2 protein-coding genes are annotated in these 2,313 nt (G+C 47.3%); both read right to left on the bottom strand.

Features of this window, described 5'->3' with window-relative positions:
- Positions 1 to 1,030 (bottom strand): SusD/RagB family nutrient-binding outer membrane lipoprotein (locus tag AB5935_RS24555; RefSeq protein WP_368327707.1); only part of this gene is annotated, 1,030 nt, incomplete at its 3' end.
- 18 nt (positions 1,031 to 1,048) lie between these two features.
- A partial coding sequence (locus AB5935_RS24550) for a TonB-dependent receptor domain-containing protein (protein WP_368327706.1) occupies positions 1,049 to 2,313 on the bottom strand: 1,265 nt, incomplete at its 5' end.

The raw sequence follows: 2,313 nt of genomic DNA, 5'->3' as shown, positions 1-2,313 counted from the left end.
ATATAATCGGTTTGCTATAACGGTCTATCACGCTTTCCTTGTTCACCACATCAATACCGATACGAATACCGGCAAAGCCGGACACTTTCGTCGGCTTACCACCAACTGTTTCCGTGATTTCCACTTGAGTGAACATCTTCTCCCGCCGAGGATCCTGATACCCGTTCATGTAACAAAGCAAGTCGGCACCCATCCGATGGTCGGACCAGCCGTTGAAAACCATAGCGGCACGGTTTTCCTCCACCTTCATTTCGGCATTATCGGCATTGTCCGTGATAACCCCTGCATCTACGGCATCCTGTGCCACTTGTTGTGCCGTAGTAGGATCAACATACACCATGCGGATAGCCATACGCAACTTCAGGGAATTGGCAAATTTATACCACTTGCTAACATCACCGTAATAAACATCGTCAAACTTACGGAATGCTTCAGAACCTATCGTAAGATTTTCCTTCAACACGGAACTCACTTCATCAAGTTCCTTCAGCATTTGCTTGTAAACAGCTTCCTGCGAATCATAGGGCACATTAAGCGAAACACTACCCTGCTCGTCTATCACCTTGCTATAAGGAATGGGGCCATACATATCCGTCATACGGTGCATAATAGCTACCCGCAGCAATTTGGCAAGAGCCAGTGCTACAGGATCATCGCTCTGATCCTGCAAATCGCGGTAAAGCGGATAAGATTCGGTAAAAATATCACCATACGTCTTATCCTGCCAGTCAACAGACGGGTTATAAGTTTCAAATTTATCGGTACGCACGAGCGTTGTACCATAATACCCGGCAAACGGACCTGCCGCCAAAGCCTCGATAAACTGATAAAGATGCTCTTTGGTAGGTACCACCAACCCTTGCAAACCTCGCAGGGTAGAGCCTATATTGTAGTTTTCGCGTCCCTGCTCATCCTTGGTCACTTCGTACTCCTTGCGGTTGATTTCATCGAAGTTGCCCGTACAGGCTGCTCCGCCCACCAGCAGAAGTCCCAGGGAGAATATCTTTAAGAAAGATTTCACTTGTTTCATACGATCTGATTTAACGGGTTAAAAGTTTATTTTCACATTCACGCCGATATTACGGGTACTCGGCAACATGAAGTTATCAATGCCTTGATAATAATTACCGGTATTCGCCACCGCTTCAGGGTCGAAAGGTGCACGACAGTAAATCATCCAAAGATTACGACCTACCACAGAGACATTGATATCACACACACCTCCCAGCCATTTGCGGGGAATGGTATAACCCACACTGGCTTCTTGAAGACGCACGTTCGTAGCACTGTAAGTGTAATACTGCGGCAATCCGCTACTGTTTCCGATGAGGCTGTAATACGTTTGCGCATCCACAAGAGTACGTCCGTTGAGCAGTACACCACCGTTGTCACGGGCTTGTGCCGAACGTTCGGACACTCCATACTGATCCATTGCCGCCTGTGTGGCAGAATAAGCAATACCTCCGATACGTGCTGTAAAGAGTGCGCTTAGACTGATACCACGCCATTCGAAGCGGTTATTCCATGCCAGATTAGCTTTCGGGAATACACTACCCAGCTTAATGTCCGGCAGGTTGTCTTCAGTAGTCAGCGCACCGGAAGGATCAATCTCCACCATGCCACTATTGTCCCGTTTCAAGTCACTCTGTGTGTAAAGATCACCCAACGTACCCCCTTTCTTCAAAATAAATCGCGCTTTGCCCAATCCGCCTACATCCAAACGATTCTGTGTGATAGGCAATCCCGTTTCGGGATGAATATAGCTGGTCACCAGGTCTTTTATCGTATTCTTGTTGTGAGAGAGAGTGAAATTACTTTCCCAGTGCAAATGGTTGTTCCAGGTATGTCCGTAGCCCAATGAAAGTTCCACACCGGAGTTGCGCACATATCCTGTCTGCAAATAAATCTTGCTGTAACCGGAAGATACGGAAACTTTCGGATCGAAGGTTTGGTTGAAAGTATTTGCCAAATACCATGAGAAGCCGAGGCTGAAATCCTTGAAAAGACGCATATCCAGCCCCAATTCCCACGAGTTGGTACGCTCGGGCTTCAAGTCCTTGATAGGATAGTGTGTCTTGGGCTTCCATTGCTGATTAGCCTCATCGTATTCGTAAGTGGGCGATGTCAGATTACGGGGATAAGGCATACCAACGGAACTGAAAGAGCCACGAACCTTCATATAGTCGATAAATTCCGGCAAAGTCAGCATTTCGGAGATAACCCCCGAAAGTCCTACAGACGGATAGAAGAAACAAGGTGTAGAAGAATTGGCAAGTTGCGAAGCCCAGTCGTTTCGCCCGGTCAGTGTAAGAT

The organism is Phocaeicola sp. RTP21198st1_B8_RTP21198_201120 (assembly GCF_040929485.1).
Classification (GTDB): domain Bacteria; phylum Bacteroidota; class Bacteroidia; order Bacteroidales; family Bacteroidaceae; genus Phocaeicola; species Phocaeicola dorei.
The sequence above is the reverse complement of the archived record's forward strand: the minus strand, read 5'-3'. Positions and strand labels throughout refer to the sequence as shown.